The following is a 19851-nucleotide window of genomic DNA, read 5'->3' as shown; positions in this document are numbered from 1 at the left end:
AGGAGCCGTCATGAAGCCCGTCGACATCCAGATCACCTATGACTTCATCTGCCCGTGGTGCTGGATCGGCCATCGAAACCTGAAGGCCGCCATCGCCAACATGGCGCCCGAGGCCGCACCCGCGATTTCCTTTCTGCCGTACGAACTCAATCCCGGCATGCCGGTGGAAGGCGCCGATCGAAAGGCCTACCGCACCGCGAAGTTCGGCAGTTGGGCGCGCTCGCAGGCCATGGACGCCGAGGTGGCGATGGTGGGCCGGCGTGCCGGCCTGGATTTCCACTACGAGCGGATCTCGGTCACGCCCAACACCCGCTTGGCACATCGGCTGATGGCGTTTGCCCAGCAAACTGGCGACGCTGCCAAGGCCGATGCGCTGTTCGAGGCCGTCTTCGCTGCGTACTTTGCGCGCGGCGAGCACATCGGCCTGATTGATGTGCTCGTGCAACTGGCGGAATCGGCCGGCTTCGATGCGCAAGCGGTGCGGGCCTATCTGTCAGGCACCGATGGCGAAGCGGAAGTCGCGGCTGCCGAGGCGCTGGCGCAGCGCGAGGGCGTCCGCTCCGTGCCGGCCATCCGGATCGGCCGCACCGCTATCGGCGGGGCTCAGCCGCCTTCGTTCCTGGAGCAGGCGTTGGGCGCGGCCGTGGGCGAGGCCCTTTGAATGGGATAGCTAGTGGGCAGCACGAAGAACCTGGAGAAGATTGAAATGGACAAGCAAGCGACCCTTCATTATGTCTACGACCCGTTTTGCGGCTGGTGCTACGGGCTTGCGCCGCTGGTGTCGGCGGCTGAAGAAGCCGGCCTGAAGGTGGTCCCGCACAGCGGCGGGATGCTGGCGGGAGAGCGGGCGCAGAAGATGTCCACCGAATGGCGCGATTTCGTTCGCCCGCATGAGGAGCGCATCACCGCGCTCAGCGGGCAGCCGTTCAGCGAGACATACCAGCAGGGCACGCAGTTCGACTACGACGTCAAACTCGATTCCGGCCCCCCGACCGCGGCGATGCTGGCCGCGGAGTCCATCGCAGGTGCCGGACTGAAGATGCTCGAGCGCCTTCAGACCGCGTACTACGTCGAAGGACGGCCGATCGCCGAGCGTGCGGAACTGCTGCGCATCGCCGACGAACTGGGCCTCGATGCGGCGTCGTTCGCAACCGCCTACGACCAGGCAAGTCCGACGCTGAACGGCCACTTCGAGCAGACGCAGGCTTTCCTCGGGGAGATTGGCGGACGCGGCTACCCAGCACTGGCTATCGAGCAGGACGGCAAGGTTTCAAGGCTGCGCCTGGGGCGGTATTTCGGGAAGCCGGAGTTGTTCCGGAAGGCAATGGAGGAGGTCTTGGCGCAATGAGAAGGGGCTGGAATTCGTCATTTCCATCGAGACGCCGAGCGACTTGCCACCGCTGTTTCGCGAGAACGTCGAGGCGACAAGCGCAGCTGTTTGCCTATGCCGTCCGGGACCTGGCGTCGGCGCGTATGGTGTCCGGCCGAGTCGTGATCCTGGGCGGCGCAGCATCGCTACCTCGGCCCCACACCGCGGCAAGTACGCCGTGGCTCCGGCCTTGTCGTCGCGCGGTCTCCATTCAGCGGTCAGATTTGCCGGGTGCCTGGGAGGATGTTCAAAAAATATGAATTATTTGTCCGAAATAAGTATCGGGAAGTGATTGGGTCGTACATTAAAGTACGCAAAATGGAAGGCGTAGCAACGAAAACGCCGCGCCTGAAAAATTCAATTTTTTTAATTAAAAAGGATGTGATCATGACCAAAGCCAAGCTCGAAGTGCTGACCCCGCAGAACAGCCAGCTGATCTTCATCGACCAGCAGCCGCAGATGGCCTTCGGGGTACAGTCGATGGACCGCCAGGCATTGAAGAACAACGCGGTCGGGCTGGCCAAGGCCGCCAGGATCTTCAACATCCCCACCACCATCACCACGGTGGAGAGCGAATCCTTCTCCGGCTTCACCTACCCCGAGCTGCTCGACGTCTTCCCCGGCCAGAAGACCCTGGAACGCACCTCCATGAACTCCTGGGACGACCAGAAGGTGCGCGATGCGCTGGCCGCCAACGGCCGCAAGAAGGTCATCGTCTCCGGCCTGTGGACCGAGGTCTGCAACACCACCTTCGCCCTGTCGGCCATGCACGACGCGGACTACGAGATCTACATGGTGGCCGACGCCTCCGGCGGCACCAGCAAGGAGGCCCACGACTATGCCATGCAGCGCATGGTCCAGGCCGGCGTCGTGCCCGTGACCTGGCAGCAGGTGCTGCTCGAATGGCAGCGCGACTGGGCCCATCGCGACACTTATGACGCCGTGATGAAACTGGTCAAGGAGCATTCCGGCGCCTACGGCATGGGCGTGGACTATGCCTACACCATGGTCCACAAGGCGCCCCAGCGCACCGCCACCCCGCACGAGTCCATCGCCCCGGTGCCGGCGCGCTGAGCGGCGAGGCGCACGGCCGCCCCGGGGGGAGCACCGCCCCGGGGGCGGTGCTCCGTGGTTCCGGATCCGCTGCAGGCAGGTCTCGGATATCGACGGCACCCCGCGGCGAACATCTGAGCAAGGCTTTCGGCGGCGCGGTCCAGCGCCAGGCCGGGTAGGTGAATCCGCGGCACGATGCTGCTGGCTCGCCTAAGATACGGAGGGGGCGGCCGGTTGGTGAAATGTGCTACGCCTTGCTTACTGCGGCAGCGCGCTGCCGGAGCGACAATGTCCTGGTAAGCCTGCTATCCTCCAAGCACTGGTCGATTTCATGCTGCCATGCACCAGAAAGCGGTTCATCGCCTCGTCAAATTATGCCCGCCAATACAACTGACACTGTCGCGAAGGCGCTTTCCATTCCACTCGATGCTTTCGGCTGCGCCGCGGAGAAGCTCGCGGAGGACCAGTCGCTGGCCGGCAGCGACGTCCAGTTCTTCCGCAAGCGTTCCGCCAGCGAGCGCATCAGCCAGGTGGTGATGCCCGCTGCCGAGCGCGGTTTCCTGGTTGGCGTCTCGCTGCGAGGTGGACACTGCCGGCGTATCTTCCGCGGCCCCCGCGCCAGCACGCATGACTTCGAGGCAGGCTCCGTCTATGTACGCAACTTGTTCGAGGACTACAAGGCCGACTTCCGCAGCGGCTTCGACTTCGTCCTGATGGAGCTGCCGCGCGCTTTCGTCGAACGCATCGGCGCGGAACTAGGCCAGGCATCGCTGCGGGAGCTGCGCGGCGCGGCGGGGGAAGCGGATCCGGTGCTTGCCCATCTGGCGCTGGCGCTGGTGCCGGCGTTCCGGCAGCCTGGACAGGCTTCCCGGCTGTTCGTGGATCAGCTTGGCATGGCAATCGGGACCCACCTGGTGGGGCGGTACGGCAAGGAGGGCGCGGCGGCGGACATGGCAGGCTGGCAGTTGTCGCGTCGCGGCCTGGCCAGGGCGCAGGAGATGCTGATCGCCAAGATCGATGGCGACGTGTCCATCGCCGACGTCGCCGACGCGTGCCAGTTGTCGCGAAGCCATTTCACCCGTGCCTTCCGCGCCAGCACCGGCCAGACTCCCTACCAGTGGCTGATGGGGCAGCGCCTGGAGCGCGCCCGTACGCTACTGCGCGACAGCACGCTGCCGCTGGCTCAGGTGGCCATCACTTGCGGCTTCTCCGATCAGAGCCATTTCACCCGCGTGTTCTCGCGCGCGGTGGGTACGGCTCCGGGCATCTGGCGCCGCCGCATGTGCGGCTGAGCGCTGCAGCGCGCAATGCGGTCGTGGCCGGGGGGGCTGGCAGGTTAGGTCGGCACTAGGCGCGGCCGGCTCGCACCGCCATCATCCGATGGTATGGGTAGACACCCTATCCCTGTCTCGACACAATGCAGCGACCGACTGGCGGCTCCGCCGCTCTCCTTGTGGGCTTTCCCTGCCGCCGGCCACGCGGTGGTCGGTCGGCAGGGGCCTCGGGCCAACCAACGATTTTTCCATGACCCAATCCCACGCCGCCACCGCCGCCTCTCCGTGGAGCCCGCTGCGGCACCGCGCCTTCCGCATGCTGTGGATCGCCACCGTGGCCTCCAATGTAGGCACGTGGATGAACGACGTCGGTGCGAGCTGGATGATGACCTCGCTCGATCCCGACCCGCTGATGGTGGCGCTGGTGCAGGCCGCCGGCAGCCTGCCGATGTTTCTGTTCGCGCTGCCGTCCGGCGTGCTGGCCGATATCGTTGACCGCCGTCGCTACCTGATCTTCGCGCAGTTGTGGACGCTGGCAGTGGCGCTGGCGCTGGGCGTGCTCGCGCTCGCGGGGCTGGTCAACACACATCTGCTGCTGCTGTCCGCTTTCCTGCTGAGTACGGGCGCAGCCATGAGCTCACCGCCGTTCCAGGCCATCGTGCCGCAATTGGTGGACAAGGCCGACCTGCCGCCGGCGATCGCGCTGAACTCGCTTGGTATCAATATCAGCCGTGCCATCGGTCCGGCGCTGGGCGGCCTGATCCTGTCCCTGTCCGGTCCGGCCGCAGTGTTCCTGCTCAATGCGCTGTCGGTGCTGGGCGTGGTACTGGTGCTGTTCTGGTGGAAACCGGAGCCGACCCGACGCAACCTGCCGCCCGAGCACTTCTTCTCGGCGGTTCGCGCGGGCTTGCGCTATGTGGAGGCTGCGCCGCTGCTGCGGGTCGTGCTGGTGCGGGCGGTGGCATTCTTCCTGTTCGGCAGCGCCGGCTGGGCACTGCTGCCGCTGGTGGCGCGGCAGGAGCTCGGGCTGGGCCCGGGCGGCTACGGCGGACTGCTGACCAGCATCGGCCTGGGCGCGGTCGGCGGCGCCCTGCTGCTGCCCAGGCTGCAGGGACGGCTGTCTCCCGACCGCCTGACGGTGCTGGCCAGCCTGTTGTTCGCGCTGAGCCTGCTGGCGCTGGCCTATGTACGCAACGTCTGGCTGCTGGCGGGGGCGCTGCTGTTTGCAGGGCTGGCATGGATCGCAATGCTATCGACTTTGAATGTGGCGGCCCAGCGCAGTGCGGCGGGCTGGGTCAAGGCGCGCGCGCTGGCCGTCTACCTGATGGTGTTCTTTGGCGCCATGACCGCTGGTAGCGCATTGTGGGGCAGGACCGCTGGCCTGCTCGGCGTTCCCACGGCCCTGGCGATCGCCGCCGCCGCGTTGGTGCTGGCCAGCACCACGGCACTGCGCTGGCGCTTGGGCCTTTCGCCCGGGCTGGACCTGTCGCCGTCGGGCTTCCTGCGTCACGGCTCGCTGGAGGTATCGCCGGACCAGGGACCGGTGATGATCTGCGTGGAGTACGACGTCGCGCCGGAGCAGGCCGCCGAGTTCGCCAGAGAGGTGCAGGAGATGCGCCGGATCCGCCGGCGCGGCGGGGCATTATCCTGGGGCGTGTACGAGGATTTGGCCACACCCGGGCGCTTCATCGAGACCTTCCTGGTGGAGTCATGGCTCGAGCATCTGCGCCAGCATGAGCGACACACCATGAACGATATGGCGATCCAGACGCGTGTGCAGGCGTTTCATCGCGGGGCGCAGCCCCCTGCCGCACGGCATCTGGCCGCGCCGCAATGAAGGCCGCGGCCGCGCCAGCCCATTGACCGGCCCTCGCGACGCAGCGATGCCGGTATAGCGCGGCGCGCCGATGCCATGCACGGCGATGATGGCGCCGGCCGTTCTTCGCGGCCGGAGGAATCAGCGAGGCCGCCAGGCCACTGCGTCTCCGTGACAGGCCGGCGGGCAGGCGGCTATACTTCCCGGCTCGGACCTGCCAGGACAGATCGCCTGCACTTGAACTTCGATGACGCCCCCTCTGGATCGGTGAATCCGTTGCAGCACTACCAGTTCACCTATCTGCTGGACAGTGACGTCGCCTTGCTGCGTGGCACTGCGGCGGGATGCGAACCGCTGCTGCTGGCGATGGTGGGCACCTCTGCCGACGTGAGTGCGGTGCAGCGACGCCTCGAACGTGAATATGCCTTGCGGCAGATGCTGGCTTTGGGATGGGCGGTAGTGCCAACGGCGCTGACACGTTACGAGGGCCGGCCAGCCCTGGCGGCGGCCGACCCGGGCGGCGTACCGCTTGCCCTGTCGATGGGCATGCCGTTCCAGACGGGGGACTTCCTCGACACTGCCGTCGCCGTGGCGGAAGCCATGGCGGCGATGCACGACGCGGGCCTGATCCATATGGACATCAAGCCGGCGCATCTGCTGGTGGCGCCCGACCGACAGCGCGCCTGGATCACCGGTTTCGGCCTCGCTACGGTGGCATCGTCCGGCAAGGTAGGGACGGGGCCGGCTCCTGTTCTGGCAGGTACGCTTGCCTATATGGCGCCGGAACAAGTCGGCCGCGGCGAGTTCGCCGTCGACGCACGCGCGGATCTCTACGCGCTGGGCGTGACCTTCTACCAGATGCTGACCGGTGCGCTGCCGCTGGAGGCCAGCGAGCCGGTCGCCTGGGTGCACAGCCATCTCGCGCGACAGCCGGTGGCCCCGGCCGAACGAAATGCCGGCGTGCCGGCAGCGCTGTCGGCCATGGTCATGCGCCTGCTGGCAAAGATCCCGGCGGAACGCTATGCGCGCGCGTCCGCGCTCGCCGCCGATCTGCGCTTCTATCGCGACACTTGGCACGCGTGCGGCAGCCTGAATGTGCCCGCTGACGCCTGCACCTTGCCGCGCGCGTCCGGACTCGCTGTACCGACCTCGCTCGACGGGCGCGGGCGCGAACCGGACGGGCTTCGCCGCTTGCATCGCCACGCCATGGCGCCGGATTCACGGGCACCGATGGCTGGCTGCGCACCGGCCGGCGGCTCCGCCGGCAACGGCAACCCCGCCCTGGCCGACGCCTTCTGCCTCGGTGAGGCGCTGAAGCGCTTGCCGCGCGACGCGCAGGCAACGCTGAGTGCACTGTCTTGCCTAGGTAGCGCCGTTTCCTGGGCGACCGCAGCGGAAGCCTTGGGGACCGGGCAGGCCGATCTCGCCGGCCTGCTGGCGCCGGCGGTGGCGGCGGGCCTCGTGGTAGCCGTCGACGACGGCTACCGGTTTGCCGACGACCAGATCCAGGAAGCCGCCTACGGCGCGCTGCCCGCCGCCGCAGCCACGCTGGCCAAACTGAGCGCCCGCGCATCGGCGCCGCAGGAGCTGGCCGCCGTCGCGCGCCTGCGGGTGGCCGTGCATAGCGCGCTCGATCAGCCCGACCAGGCCATGCAGGCCGGGCTGGCGTTTATCCGCACCATGGGGCTGGATTTCCTGTCCGACACCGAGGCGCAGGTAGAACATGAGTACCTGCGTTTCATGCGGATGCTGGGCGACAGGCCGATCGAGGCGCTGGGCGATCTTCCGCGCATGCAAGACCCGGCATGGCGTGCCACCATGGGCGTCCTGACCGAGATGATGCCGCCAGCGTCGCTGATGGATCGCAATCTGCGCGATCTGATCCCGATATGGATGGCCGCCATCAGCTTGGTGCACGGCAACGAAGAAGCCTCCTGCTTGGCATACGTGCACCTCGGGATGTCGCTCGGGCCGCGCCTGGGCGCCTACGCGCAGGGCTACCGCCTGGGCCGGGTCGGCCTGGCGCTGGCGGCACAGGAGGGCATGGGCCGATTCCGCTCCAAGGTGCAGCTTTGCTTTGGTGCGCTGCTGCTGCCCTGGACTCAGCCGCTGCGCGGCGGTCGCCGGCTGATCGAGTGCAGCCTCGACGAGGGACGGCAGAGCGGCGATTTGCCCTTCGCGGCCCACTGCCACAGTCAGCTCGTCACCCACATGCTGGCCTGCGCGGAGCCGCTGGCCGACATCGAGGCCAGGATCCGCACCGGCCTGACCTTCGCGCAAGGGCGCGTGGCGGACATTCTGAGCGCCCAGGGCCGCTATGTGGCGGTATTGCGCGGCCACGTGCCGGGCTGGGTGACGCGGGAAGCCGACGAACCGTCGCCCCGGGAGATCGAGGCGCGATTGAATGATGCCCCCTGCCTGTCGTCGGCGGCCTGCTGTTACTGGATCCGCAAGCTGCAGGCCTGCTTCGCGGTGGAAGACTGGGGCGGTGCGCTGGACGCCGCGGCCAAGGCAGAACAGCGGCTGTGGGCGGTGCCGTACTGCCTGGAGGTCGTGGATTATCACTTTTTTGGCGCGCTGGTGCTGGCGTGGGCGCCGCATGCCATGGGCGCCGCGCAGGCTGAGCGTATGGCTGCCTTTGCTCAGCACCGGCAGCAGATCGATGCATGGGCGCGACAGAATCCAGCCAATTTCGGTGCGCGCTCAGCCATGCTGGCGGCCGAGGATGCACGCATGGCGGGCGATCCGCTACTGGCCATGCGCCGCTACGAACAGGCCGCGCACTTGGCGCGCGAGCAGGACCTGCTGCACGATGAAGCGCTGGCGTACGAATCGTGCGCGCGCTGCGCCTTCGAGCAGGGGCTGTACGCCTTGGCCATCGCCTACCTGCGCCGGGGCAGCGATGCCTACTGCCGCTGGGGAGCGGGAGGGCTGGCGGAGAAGCTCGAAGCGCGCGCGTGCGCATTCGACACCGGCGGCCGGGGCCTCGAGCGCGGCGCCCAGCGGCGCCCCCATGTCGCGGCCGCCCCGCCCGTCACGTATATCGGGCCGCCCGGGCAGCTGGACCTGGACACCGTCATCCGCGCCAGCCAGGTGCTCGCCGGTGAAATGCGGCTCGACAGCTTGATCGAGGCTTTGCTGACCACCACACTGGAGCATGCCGCCGCACAGCGCGCTCTGCTGTTCCTATGGCAGGACGGCGCGCTGCAGCTGGCCGCACAGGCGTGCACGCTGCCCACAGGCATCGCGGTCGATCGGGATCCCGGCGCGGCCGCCTATCCCCACACTATCGTCGAGGCGGCACTCGTGGCGCGCGCGGACCTGATGCTCGACAACGCCAAGACGCATGCGCGCTTCGGCCAGGACGCGGACGTGCAGCAGCGCTGCGTGCGCTCGGCGGCCTGCCTGGTGCTGGTCAAGCAGGGCGAGCTGTTGGGGTTGCTCTATCTGGAGAACAATCTTGCCGATGGGTTGTTCAGCGGGCTCCGCGTCAATCTGCTGGCGATGCTGGCTTCGCAGGCTGCCATCTCGCTGGAGAATGCGCGGCTGTATGACGAGCTTCTCAGGCAGAACCAGGAGCGCGAGCGCGTGCAGGCAGAGCTGGCGTACATGTCGCGTGTGACGACCCTGGGCGAGCTGGCCGCGTCGATCGCACATGAGGTCAACCAGCCGCTGACCAGCATCGTCACCTACGGCGGCGCTTGCCTGCGCTGGATCGATCGTGCCGAGCCCGACATGGGCGAGGCGCGCAATGCGGTGGAGAACATGATCGCCGAGGGGCTGCGCGCGAGTGAGGTGATCCGGCGCATCCGCGCACTGGCGCGCAAGGACGATGTCCGCCCGCTGCCTTTCGCGCTCGGCGAGCTGGTGGACGAGACGCTGTCGATGGTGCGGCACCAGGCTGCGTCGTATGGTGTCGCCATTGTCCAGCAACGGGCGCCTGGACTTCCCGATGTGCTTGGGGACCGCATTCAGGTGCAGCAGGTGATCATCAACCTGCTGGTCAATGCAATCCAGTCCATGTCGACGTGGCCCGAGCGTGAGCACGAGCTGCTGGTCAGCCTGGCGCGGCACGACGATGACAAGGTGCGGCTGCGGGTGGAAGACAGTGGTCCAGGCATAGAGCCGGGCCAGCTCGACAAGGTGTTCGATGCGTTTTACACCACGCGCAAGGAGGGGCTGGGCATGGGCCTGTCAATTTGTCGCTCGATCCTGGAGGCGCACGGCGGCAGCATCTGGGTGGAATCGCCGGTGCACGATGGTATGGCAGGCGGGCAGCGGAGCGGCGCGGCCTTCTGCTTCACGCTGCCGGCGCATCAGGCCGAGCCATGATCGCTGCCGGGGACGCGACGACGACGGCTTCGCGCATAGGCCCGAACACGTTGCAGGCGTGGCTTGGCGCACGACCCGGAAGCGCGAGTGCGCCGGCGGTGGCCAAGATGCCTGCGCGGAGTGCCCTCGTGCACTGCCGCGTCGAAGGAGCGGCTGCCGGCCAGTTCCCGTCAGGTCACCGGCATGGACCGGTATTCGCGGATGTATTCGCACGACAACTGACCTTGGTATGACTGAATGCGCGACGCGCGGCGGCTAGGATGGCGGCATGCCGCCCGGGGGCACGTGCCAGCACCGCACAAGGAACTGCGTGTCTTCACCGAAGCCGAGGGAGGTGCCGCGCGCGTTCAGCTCGACCGTCCCGAGCCGGCGTTTGCTTTCGCCCGTGCGCAACGATGTCCTTCGTGTCTGGGTACGGCATGATCGTGGTCGCTTATGCGCAAGGCCGGCCGGTCGATCCGCGCACGATCAGTTCCGGCGTCAGTTCGACAGTGACAGCTTCCGATGCCGGCGCGCCGATCTGTTGCAGCAGGAGCCGAGCGGCGTCTTCTCCCATCTGGTGCGCGGGGATGCGGACCGTCGTCAGCGGCGGCGTCAGCGCGTCGACGAAGGGCATGTCGTTGTGGCCGACCACCGAAATGTCGTCGGGGCAGCGCAAGCCCTGCTCGCGCAGGAAGTCATAGCATCCCATGGCAATGAGGTCGTTGCCGGCGGCAATGGCGGTTATGCCGGGGAGGCTGTCGATCAGATGCGCGCAAGCCTGCCGGCCCGCCTCCCGTGAATAGCTTCCGGCTTCGATCACCTGCCATTCCTCACGGCGCAGGCGGTGTCGCCGGACAGCCTTGAGGAAGCCCTCGCGGCGCTGGAAACCGGTAGACAGGGCTGCCGGCCCCGCGATGTGCCCGATCCGGCGGTGGCCCTGCGCGATCAAATGGTCGACGGTGAGGCGCATGGCCAGCAGGTTGTTGCTGACCACGCACGATGCCCGTCCGGTGTCTTCGCCGCGGTTGATCATGACCACCGGGATGCGCTGCTTGAGACAGTAGGCGAGGATGGGATCGTCGCGCTCGGCCGTGGCCAGCAGCAATCCCTCGACCTGGCGGCCGATCAACTGGTCGATCACGAAACGCTGGCGAGCCTTGTCGATGCCGACATTGACCACGATCGGCACATAGCCCTGCTGGGCCAGCACGGCTTCGATACCAGCCAGGATAGGTGGGAACACCGGGTTTGCGATATCGGGCAGCACCACGCCGACGAGCCCGGAGCGCTGCGTGCGCAACCCCGCCGCGATCCGGTTGGGACGGAATCCGCGCGCTTCGGCCACCTCCAGGATGCGCGCTGCGACTTCGTCGGCCACCAGGTGCCGCGTGGCCGGATTCATCACCCGTGAGACGGTGGAATAGTGGACATTGATCTCAGCGGCCAGGTCTTTGAGTGTGAGGCGTTTGCGTTCGGTCATGACGACGGGATATGGAATCGCAGTGCAGGGGATGGAGAAGATGTCATTCTATTCCGCGCCTGGATTCGCCCCGCGGCGGCGCGGACCTGCCAGCCTGCGACCCCGCCGGCGTGCGTTGGCTATTGCCCCCCTCGAATGCCGGCCTGCCGAACCACCGGTGCGAGCTTCGCGACCTCCGCGCGGATGTAGGCGTCGAAGGCCTGCGGCGTGGAGCCTTTGGCGTCGGCGCCCTGCGCCGCGAGCCGCTCGCGCACGTCCGGTGCCGCTAGCGCCTTGCCGATCTGTGCGTTGAGCGCGTCGACGATCTCCCGTGGCGTCCCCGCTGGCGCGAGGATGCCGAACCAGGAATCGAAGGCATAGCCGGGAAGGCCGGATTCGGCCACGGTGGGGATGTCCGGCAGCGTGCCGGCGCGTTGAGCGGTGGCAACGGCAAGTGCCCTGAGTTTGCCTTGCTTGACGAAGGGCATGGCCGACACCGACGGCGCGAACATGAAATCGGCACGGCCGGCCATGATGTCTGTCAGCGCCTCGCCGGTGCCCTTGTAGGGAATATGGAGGATGTCGATAGCGGCCAGCATCTTGAACAGTTCGCCGCTCAGGTGGGTGGAGCTGCCGGATCCGGCGGAGTCGAAGTTGACGGTGCCTGGTTTGGCCTTGGCCGCGGCAAGGATGTCGCGCACCGAGTGGTAGGGGCCGGTGGCGCTCACCACCAGCACGTTGGGTACGGTCGCCACCATGGATACCGGGGCGAAGTCCTTCAGCGTATCGTAGGGCAGGCGCGGATAGAGCGTGGCGTTAATGGCATGGCCGACGGACACCAATGCCAGCGTGTAGCCGTCCGGCGCGGCCTTGGCCGTGTTGGTGGCGCCCAAGGTACCGCCGGCGCCGGGTCGGTTCTCCACAACGATCCGGTAGCCGCTTTCGCTCAGCTTGGCGCCGATGATGCGCGCCAGGATGTCGGTTGCGCTTCCCGCGGAAAAGGGAACCACCAGCCGGATGGGCTTGCTCGGATAAGGTCCTTGCGCCTGGGCAGCCGTCACAGGCGCCAGCAGGGCGGGCGCCACCGTGGCCAGGACGAGGGCGGTGCCAGTCGCGCGGATCTTGGATGAGAAAAAGCGTAGCATTGTTTGTCTCCTCATTATGTTTGTTCGTTGCCAGGCCAGGCCAGGCCAGGCCAGGCCCGGAACGGAATGCCGGCGTCTGCCCGCGGCCGTGTTACGCGTAGGGCATGGCAAGCAGCAGCATGGCCGGCCGGTTCGACGGGTTCGAGACCTCGCGCGCCTCGCCCGGCGCGAGCCGGACCGAATCAAACTGCTGCAGCGTGACGGTCTCCTCCGGCGTGCTGATGCAGACCTCGCCTTCGAGTACAACGTAATGCTTTTCCAGCGGCGAGGCGTCCATCGACGTATGCCCGCCGGGCAGCAGCACCGAGACGCCCATCCACAGCGCGGTTGAGGGACCGGCCTCGTGTCCCTGCAGCCGCAGGCAATGCATGCCATCGTGATGCGGCGGGAAGTAGGCCGGCGCCTGCGCGAAGCGGGTCGTGTTCATGGCACCAGCACCACGCGCTCGGGCGCGCCCAGCAGCACCGCGCGATAGGCGTCCTTGGCCTGGGCGAGTGCGTAGCGGTAGTCCGGCAGCACCGGGAACGGCTTGAGCGCGCCGCTCGCGAACAGCGGCGCCAGGTGGTCGAGGATGGCTGCGCAGGCGATGCTGTCCAGCGCTAGCGTATCGACGCCGACATAGGTGTGCTGGCCGCGGTAGAAGGCGAAGATGTCGAAGGGAACCGGGCGCTCGATCGTGGAGATGAAGATCTGCGCGGCGCCGATCGCCATGGCCTGGTTGGCCTGCTCGAAATAGGGGCTGCCGACGGTGTTGTAGACGATGTCGGCCCCATGGCCGCCGGTCTCGGCGCGCACTACCTCGGCGATGGACTCGCGGCTGGCGTCGATCATCCGCACCGGGCTGCTGGTGTGGCCACGGTAGGCCGCGGTGGTGCGTTCGACGGCGAACACGCGTGCGCCCAGCGCGGTGGCGATCTGGATCGTGGCCTGGCCGACTTTGCCGTTGCCGCCGCAGACCAGCACGATGCTGCCTGCGCCCGGCATGCCCGCGCGGCGCAGGCCTTCATAGGCGGTGATGAACGGCACGCCGACCGCGCCGGCTTCCAGCAGCGAGACGGTCGCCGGCTTCTCGCGCACGGCCTGCGCGGCCAGGCGCAGGTAGCGGCCGTGCGTGCCATCGCGGCGGATGCCCAGTTCGCCGCCGCTGCCCCAGACCTCACGGCCGAGCAGTGCGGCGGGGCCGTCGACCACGGTGCCGGCGAAGTCGCGCCCGGGCGTGCGGGGCCAGATGGCGTGCGGCATCAGCCCGAGCGTCGCCTTGACGTCGCTCGGGTTGACGCCGGCGCTGGCGACCTCGATCACGCACTGGCCGTCTTCGCAGGCCGGGCGCGGCAGGTTGAGCAACTCGAGTTGCAGGGTGTCGATATCGGGAGCCTTGCGGCTGACTTGGATCGTGTTCACGTGATGTCCTGTGGTGTCGTTGATGAGGGAGGGGGCGCGGCTCACGCCTCGCGCAGGCCGAGGGTGTGGCGGGCCTCGTCCGCCGAGGCGATCTCACCGCCCAGCGATTTGACGATGTCGCGCGCCTTGGCGACCAGCGCGGCGTTGTCCGGCGCCAGCACGCCCTTTTCCAGGAAGATGTTGTCTTCCAGCCCGACCCGCACATGGCCACCCGCGAGCCATGCCTGCGCGACAATGGGAAACTCGGCGCGGCCGATGCCGAAGGCGGACCAGTGTGCGCCGGCCGGCAGCATGCTGCGGGCATAGAAGAGGGCTTCCGGCGTGGCCGCGAAGCCGTATTTGACGCCGAGTACGAAAGTCCACAGGCCGGGGCCGTCGAGCACGCCCTCGCGCAGGAAATCCAGCGCCATGTTGAGATCACCGGAATCGAAGATTTCCAGCTCAGGCATCACGCCGGCCTCGCGGATCACCTTGGCCATCTTGCGCACATTGGCCGGCGTGTTGATGACGACATCGGCGCCGGAGTTCATGGTGTTCAGGTCCAGCGAACAGACATCGGGCCGCAGCGCGGCGATGTGCTCGACACGCTTGGCGGGGTGCAGCAGCGTGGTGCCTGCTGCCGCCACGCGCGGCTCGTCCTCGCTCGGCACGAAGCGGCCGCCCGGCCCGGTGGTGAGGTTGATGATCAGGGTGCGGTTGCGCCGGCGGATGCGGTCCATGACGTCGGCGTAGTAGTCGAGCGACATCGAGGGCCGGCCGGTCTCGGGGTCGCGCACGTGGATGTGCGCGGCGGCAGCGCCGGCCTCGGCCGCCTCCAGTGCGGCGTCGGCGATCTGCTCCGGCGTGACCGGCAGGCCGGGATGCTGTCCGGGCGTGACGATATTGCCGGTCACGGCGCAGGTGATGATGGTTTTGCGTACGTGCATGGGTGTGGGTGTGGAAAGGTTGACTGTGAGGTAAAGGCGGGGGCGGTGGCCCTGCTAGCCGAGATGGCGCCCGCCGTCGACCACGATGGTGGTCCCCGTGGTGAAGCGCAGCGAGGTGGCACAGGCGGCGATGGCGTCGGCGACGTCCTGCGCCTGCCCGATGCGGCGCAGCGGCGTGGTCTTCGCCGCGCGCTCGTTGAAGGCGGCGTCGCGGCCGGGAACGAACTCGGTGTCGACCACGCCGGGCGAGACGTTGAGCACTCGGATCTCGGGTGCCAGCGCGCGGCCCAGCGACATGGCCATGACATCGAGCCCGGCCTTGGCCGCGCAGTAGGCCACGTTGCTGCCTTGCCCGGTCCGCCCGGCGATCGATCCCACGTTGACCACCAGCCCGGCTCCGCTGGCGCGCAGATAGGGGGCGAAGGCGCGGATGGCGGCGAACTGGCCGCGCCAGTTGATCGCGAACAGTTCGTCGATCATGGCATCGTCTAGCGCATCGAGGTCGGAGTGCGGGACCGCGCGCGTGAATCCGGCTGCGTTGACCAGGATGTCGACCCGGCCGTAGTGATGGTGGACCGCCTCGGCCAGTTCACGCAGCGACGCGCTGTCGCCGATGTCGGCGACGCCCGCCAGGTGGTTGCCGGCCGGCAGCGCCGCGGCGGCGCTGTCCGCGCCATCCTGGTGGCGGCCGGCCAGCACGATGCTGGCGCCGAGCTGGGCCAGCGTATTGCCGGCCGCGAAGCCGATACCGCCGGTGCCGCCGAGAATCACGGCGACCTTTGCGGAAAGAGGGGAGAGATTCATGGTGTCGTAGTGGCTTGGTGCCAAAGGAAGAAGTCAGGGCTCAGTCGATCGGCGGCTTGGGGAAGGTCTGCTCCCCGGGCTCGAGCGTGAAATCGAAATCCAGCGTGTAGTACGGTGCCGGCAGGTCACCCCAGGGGCTGTCTCCGTGCTCCACCCGTTCGAGCTGGCCGACCAGCTGGCGATGCACGCCGAAAGTGACGTCGGATTCGAGCGCTTGCGGCTCGTCGGCGAAGACCTGGGTGACCAGCGTGCGGTAGCCGGGCGCCGCGACGATGAAGTGGATGTGGGCCGGCCGGTATGGGTGGCGCCGCTGCGCGGCCAGCAAGGTGCCGACCGGGCCGTCGGTCGGCACCGGATAGCCGGCAGGCCGCACGGTACGGAAGTGGTAGCCGCCCTGTGCGTCGGTGTGGAAGCGACCGCGCAAATTGTGGTCCGGCTGGTTCGGGTCCTGGTTGTCGTAGAGGCCAACGGTCGAGGCTTGCCAGACCTCGACCAAGGCGCCGGCGAGCGGCGTGCCGTCGGTGGCCCGCACGGTGCCGCGCACGAACAGCGGCAGGCCCGGCGCGTCGTCCCGCACGACGCAGTCGCCACAGTCGTAGCCCGGTGCATTGGCGCGGTAGAACGGCCCTAGCAGCGCGCCAGGCGTGCAGCCGTCCCGCGTGCTGTTGTTCATCACCGTGACCAGGGTCGATAAGCCGAACACGTCCGCCGCCAGCACCACCTCATTGTTGGTGGCATGGGTGGCATGGCCCAGCGCGGCGAGGAATTCGAGCCCTTGCTCGAACTCCTCGTCGCTCGGCCGCACTTCGCGCAGGAAGTCATGCAGGTGCCGGACCAGCGCTTCCATCATGATGCGCAGGCGCGGATCGGATGTCCGCGCCATGGCGGCTTGCACGATCCGCGTCACCGAGTGCTCGTCTTCGATCAGCGCCAGCGGCCCATTGACGCCGCGCATCTTGTCCTTGTCTTCTGTCTCCATCTCCACTCCTTGCAAACGTTTGCAGCAAACGTTTGCAATTATGGTTCAGAAATGAGTTTGGTCAAGAGAAATCTGCGACCTGGCTTTGCCGAATGCGGCCCGCTATAGGCAGGCGCTGATAGCGGCTCCCGGATTGCTCGTGGCGCTTGGGGGCGACCAGCAGCGTCGGTCAACCGCGAGATGCGGCGCTGTCAGGCGGCGATTCAGTACACCTGCCTGAATGGATCGGGGCAAACTGGATCGAGCGGTGGGGTCTTCTTACATTCGGCGTTCCTCCGCCCCGGTGGGCACGCCACTCAGACGCCTCGCACGACCCTGTCCAGGCAGGCCTGTATCTCCGCGCCGTCCACCGGCTTGCACAGGAAGCACAGCGCGCCGTTCTCCATCGCCTGCTTGCGGATCGCCTGGGTGCAGAACGCTGTAATGAAGATCACCGGCACCAGGATGCGGTTGGCCGCCAGCCGCTTCTGCATCTCCAGGCCTGCCATGCCGGGCATCTGGATGTCCGAAATCACGCATGCAACCTCCGCCGCGCAACCGGAATCGAGGAACTCGATCGCCGAAGCGAACAGGCGGACCTCCCAGCCAAGAGACCGCACCAGGCTCGACGTGGCAAGCCGGACCGATTCGTCGTCGTCAACGATGGCGACCAAACGATGCTTGTGCAAGCGACTACCTCGACCTGACCGCGCGCAAAGCGCCGTGCGTCCGCATAGGGTGTCCTCGCCCCGGTGAGCTCATCCTGTGGTCGCTGCCGCCCTGTCGGAGTCAGATGCACGCATCTATCCGTGCCGGGCGCCGCGCGCAATCGTCCTGCCGGCCCTGCGCCACCGATGGGCGCCAGAGGACCGCATGCCGCCATCCTAGTCGCTGCCAGGCGCGCGGTCAGTCATACCAAGGTCTGATGTCCCTGCGTGCATGCGCTAGGTGTGACAGATGCCGAGTTGTTGCGCCATCAGCACCAGGCCGGCAAAGGTACGCGCCTTCATCTTGCGCATGGCCTGTCCGCGGTGGATTTTCACCGTGACCTCGCTGATGCCCATCCGACCGGCAATCTGCTTGTTCATCATGCCCGACACCGCCATCGACATCACTTCCGACTCGCGCGGCGTCAGCGTCTCGAAGGTGGCGCGCAGCGCTTGCTCGCGGCGCCTGGCCTCGCGGTGGCGGTGGTCCTTCTCAAGCGCCCCCGATACCGCATCGAGCAGGTCCTGGTCGCGGAAAGGCTTCGTTATGAAGTCTTCGGCGCCGGCCTTCATGGCTGCCACCGTCATGGCAATGTCGCCATAGCCCGTCATGAAGATGATGGGCACGTGGATGCCCCGCTGCGACAGGCGCCCCTGCAGGTCAAGTCCGCTCGGGCCGCGTAGGCGGACGTCCAGCACCAGGCAGCACGGCACGTCGGGCATGCTGAACTCGAGCACCTCCGCCGCCGAGCCGAACAGCGCGACATCCATGCCGACCGAGCGGAAAAGGCTGCCCAGCGCATGGCGCAGCATTGCGTCGTCATCAACGACAAGCACCAAGGCATCGTCGCGGGCATCCAGTTCGACCGGCTCCAGGATTTGCAGTGACACGATCCCTTCCTCCCTTTCCCTCTCGCTTGCGGCAACGGCTACCGCTTCTGCCGGCCGCTGAACAGGGCTGCTCGGCGTCTACGCGTGGAATCTACCCCATGCGCGCGCGATTGCCTTGTCAATTTGTGCTGCGCTTTGTTTTATTGCGCTTTTCCATCGCGCACATGGAAATCGCATGCCCCTCAATTGCCACCTTCGCCGCCATTGACCCCGGTCGCTGCTCATAAGCGCTCAAGCTAAACTCAAAAAAATTGAATGATTTATCCGTAACAACCTGCATTCCATCACTGAACCACCTCTTATAGTTATGCACATGAACGGCGCGCTACGAAAACGCGATGTTCTACAAAACTCAACGAATATAGAAGCTGGAGAGAAATCATGACCAAGGTCACCGCCCTCAAGATCGCTTCCACCGTGCTGCTGTCGCTGGCCACCTTTGGCGCGGCGCAGACTGCCGGCGCACGTGAATCGAGTGCCGCCGACACGTACGGCTACACGTTCCGCAGCCATGACGTCTATACCGGCGGCGCGCGCAACGGCAAGTTGGACACCTTCACCGAAGGCACCCGCGGCAAGGCCGATTCGTTCACCGATGGCGCTCGCGTTGCGGGCCTGGATCGTGCCGGCGTGTCTGCTGCCCCCGCCCGCAGCTTCGACCCGTACAGCGACGGCGCCCGCAGCGGCAAGCTGGATCCCTTCAGCGAAGGCGCCAACGCCTGAGTCGGTACCGGCAGGCGGCCGCGCGACCTGGCCGTCTGCGGCATCGCACCATCGCTCGACGTGCCGGCCGGGCGCGTCGCAGAGCGTGACACCCGCCGCCCACACTTTCGCGGCAAGCGAATAATACGAATGGACAATGGCCGCAGCGAATCCGCGGGTTTAGCCTTCTGTCGGGTTGCTCGAGCAAGCGTCTAACGCGCATTACCGCGCGTCGCGAGCCGCATGGCGGCAGCGGCCGCACCTTGCAGCAACCGGCCCGCGCTAGCCGTCAGGTGCCACCCGGCGCCGAGGCAGCACAGGTTCCGCCCCCCCAAACTTCAGGATTCAGGAAGACATCATGACCAAAGCCAAGCTCGAAGTGCTGACCCCGCAGAACAGCCAGCTGATCTTCATCGACCAGCAGCCGCAGATGGCCTTCGGGGTACAGTCGATGGACCGTCAGGCACTGAAGAACAACGCGGTCGGGCTGGCCAAGGCCGCCAGGATCTTCAACATCCCCACCACCATCACCACGGTGGAGAGCGAATCCTTCTCCGGCTTCACCTACCCCGAGCTGCTCGACGTCTTCCCCGGCCAGAAGACCCTGGAACGCACCTCCATGAACTCCTGGGACGACCAGAAGGTGCGCGATGCGCTGGCCGCCAACGGCCGCAAGAAGGTCATCGTCTCCGGCCTGTGGACCGAGGTCTGCAACACCACCTTCGCCCTGTCGGCCATGCACGACGCGGACTACGAGATCTACATGGTGGCCGACGCCTCCGGCGGCACCAGCAAGGAGGCCCACGACTATGCCATGCAGCGCATGGTCCAGGCCGGCGTCGTGCCCGTGACCTGGCAGCAGGTGCTGCTCGAATGGCAGCGCGACTGGGCCCATCGCGACACTTATGACGCCGTGATGAAACTGGTCAAGGAGCATTCCGGCGCCTACGGCATGGGCGTGGACTATGCCTACACCATGGTCCACAAGGCGCCCCAGCGCACCGCCACCCCGCACGAGTCCATCGCCCCGGT

General features: G+C 67.1%; 17 protein-coding genes. 8 read left to right on the top strand and 9 right to left on the bottom strand.

Features of this window, described 5'->3' with window-relative positions; all coding sequences use genetic code 11:
* Positions 1–10 precede the first annotated feature (10 nt).
* The 6 genes from AC3FOF_RS29505 (at position 11) to AC3FOF_RS29480 (ending at position 9844) form a co-directional block, all read left to right on the top strand.
* On the top strand, positions 11–661 hold the full coding sequence (locus tag AC3FOF_RS29505) for a DsbA family oxidoreductase (RefSeq protein ID WP_488728606.1): 651 nt from the start codon (positions 11–13) through the stop codon (positions 659–661).
* Between the two features lie 12 nt (positions 662–673).
* Complete coding sequence (locus tag AC3FOF_RS29500) at positions 674–1348, top strand: DsbA family protein (RefSeq protein ID WP_488728605.1); 675 nt, start codon at positions 674–676, stop codon at positions 1346–1348.
* 408 nt (positions 1349–1756) lie between these two features.
* On the top strand, positions 1757–2443 hold the full coding sequence (locus tag AC3FOF_RS29495; protein WP_276265669.1) for a hydrolase: 687 nt from the start codon (positions 1757–1759) through the stop codon (positions 2441–2443).
* Between the two features lie 353 nt (positions 2444–2796).
* The gene (locus AC3FOF_RS29490) at positions 2797–3714 is read left to right on the top strand and encodes a helix-turn-helix domain-containing protein (RefSeq protein ID WP_488728604.1); all 918 of its coding nucleotides are present in this window, start codon (positions 2797–2799) and stop codon (positions 3712–3714) included.
* A 232-nt stretch (positions 3715–3946) separates the two neighbouring features.
* Complete coding sequence (locus AC3FOF_RS29485) at positions 3947–5533, top strand: MFS transporter (protein ID WP_488728603.1); 1587 nt, start codon at positions 3947–3949, stop codon at positions 5531–5533.
* A 216-nt stretch (positions 5534–5749) separates the two neighbouring features.
* Positions 5750–9844, top strand: a complete 4095-nt coding sequence (locus tag AC3FOF_RS29480; protein ID WP_488728602.1) for an ATP-binding protein — start codon at positions 5750–5752, stop codon at positions 9842–9844.
* Between the two features lie 433 nt (positions 9845–10277).
* On the opposite strand, the gene AC3FOF_RS29475 is transcribed toward AC3FOF_RS29480, so the two are convergent.
* The 9 genes from AC3FOF_RS29475 to AC3FOF_RS29435 all read right to left on the bottom strand — a co-directional run bounded on the left by AC3FOF_RS29475 (position 10278) and on the right by AC3FOF_RS29435 (position 18117).
* Positions 10278–11306 carry a LacI family DNA-binding transcriptional regulator gene (locus AC3FOF_RS29475; protein ID WP_488728601.1) on the bottom strand — a complete coding sequence of 343 codons (1029 nt, stop codon included), beginning with the start codon at positions 11304–11306 and terminating at the stop codon, positions 10278–10280.
* Positions 11307–11425: 119 nt separating this feature from the next.
* The gene (locus AC3FOF_RS29470; RefSeq protein WP_017225507.1) at positions 11426–12430 is read right to left on the bottom strand and encodes a tripartite tricarboxylate transporter substrate binding protein; all 1005 of its coding nucleotides are present in this window, start codon (positions 12428–12430) and stop codon (positions 11426–11428) included.
* Between the two features lie 91 nt (positions 12431–12521).
* Complete coding sequence (locus tag AC3FOF_RS29465; RefSeq protein WP_017225506.1) at positions 12522–12857, bottom strand: cupin domain-containing protein; 336 nt, start codon at positions 12855–12857, stop codon at positions 12522–12524.
* A complete protein-coding gene (locus tag AC3FOF_RS29460) occupies positions 12854–13831 on the bottom strand; it encodes a quinone oxidoreductase family protein (protein WP_488728600.1) in 978 nt (325 codons plus the stop codon). Before AC3FOF_RS29460 ends, AC3FOF_RS29465 begins: the two co-directional genes overlap by 4 nt.
* A 41-nt stretch (positions 13832–13872) precedes the next feature.
* Positions 13873–14757: a beta-keto acid cleavage family enzyme gene (locus AC3FOF_RS29455; protein WP_488728599.1), complete on the bottom strand. Its 885-nt coding sequence runs from the start codon at positions 14755–14757 to the stop codon at positions 13873–13875.
* A gap of 54 nt (positions 14758–14811) precedes the next feature.
* On the bottom strand, positions 14812–15561 hold the full coding sequence (locus AC3FOF_RS29450; RefSeq protein WP_488728598.1) for an SDR family NAD(P)-dependent oxidoreductase: 750 nt from the start codon (positions 15559–15561) through the stop codon (positions 14812–14814).
* Positions 15562–15601: 40 nt separating this feature from the next.
* Positions 15602–16540, bottom strand: coding sequence for a dioxygenase family protein (locus AC3FOF_RS29445; RefSeq protein WP_488728597.1), 939 nt, complete (start codon positions 16538–16540; stop codon positions 15602–15604).
* 296 nt (positions 16541–16836) lie between these two features.
* Positions 16837–17208, bottom strand: a complete 372-nt coding sequence (locus AC3FOF_RS29440; RefSeq protein WP_017231111.1) for a response regulator — start codon at positions 17206–17208, stop codon at positions 16837–16839.
* A 255-nt stretch (positions 17209–17463) separates the two neighbouring features.
* A complete protein-coding gene (locus AC3FOF_RS29435) occupies positions 17464–18117 on the bottom strand; it encodes a response regulator transcription factor (RefSeq protein WP_488728596.1) in 654 nt (217 codons plus the stop codon).
* Positions 18118–18498: 381 nt separating this feature from the next.
* Here AC3FOF_RS29435 and AC3FOF_RS29430 point away from each other — a divergent pair, with 381 nt between their 5' ends.
* Together AC3FOF_RS29430 and AC3FOF_RS29425 are read left to right on the top strand one after the other, a co-directional pair.
* Entirely contained in the window at positions 18499–18840 is a 342-nt protein-coding gene (locus AC3FOF_RS29430; protein WP_488728595.1) for a hypothetical protein, read from the top strand.
* Between the two features lie 337 nt (positions 18841–19177).
* Positions 19178–19851 (top strand): hydrolase (locus AC3FOF_RS29425; protein ID WP_488728594.1); only part of this gene is annotated, 674 nt, incomplete at its 3' end.

The organism is Cupriavidus sp. 96C5-1 (assembly GCF_057798855.1).
Note: the sequence above shows the minus strand (reverse complement) of the source record. Positions and strands in the feature narration are given on the sequence as shown.